Origin of the sequence: Colwellia marinimaniae (assembly GCF_002207865.1) — a bacterium.
Taxonomy (GTDB): Bacteria; Pseudomonadota; Gammaproteobacteria; order Enterobacterales; family Alteromonadaceae; genus Colwellia; species Colwellia marinimaniae.
In genome coordinates this window covers 1-250 of sequence record NZ_BDQM01000407.1, presented here as the reverse complement: position 1 = coordinate 250, position 250 = coordinate 1, and the positions used below count along the sequence as shown (strand labels likewise).

The 250-nt window shown below is 42.0% G+C and carries 1 pseudogene; it reads right to left on the bottom strand.

Features of this window, described 5'->3' with window-relative positions:
* Positions 1-250: pseudogene (locus MTCD1_RS19850) on the bottom strand (hypothetical protein); the annotation flags it as partial.

Below are 250 nucleotides of genomic sequence, written 5' to 3'. Positions count from 1 at the left end.
GCCGTAATGCATATTATCGAGGTTATTGTTTAAACCGTCTTTAGTTTCATACAAAAGATCATCAAGTTGCTCTAAAAACAGATCCGCATCTTCCGACTGTTCTGCCTGTACCGAAAGTTGATAGTCTTTAACCGTTTCGTCCAGTGCTTCAATCACCTTGCCCATATCGGTTAATTGACGATAACTACGTTGCTTGCGCATCAAGCGATTGAGCATACGCTTAAAGTCTGTCGTTACCCTAAACTCACCG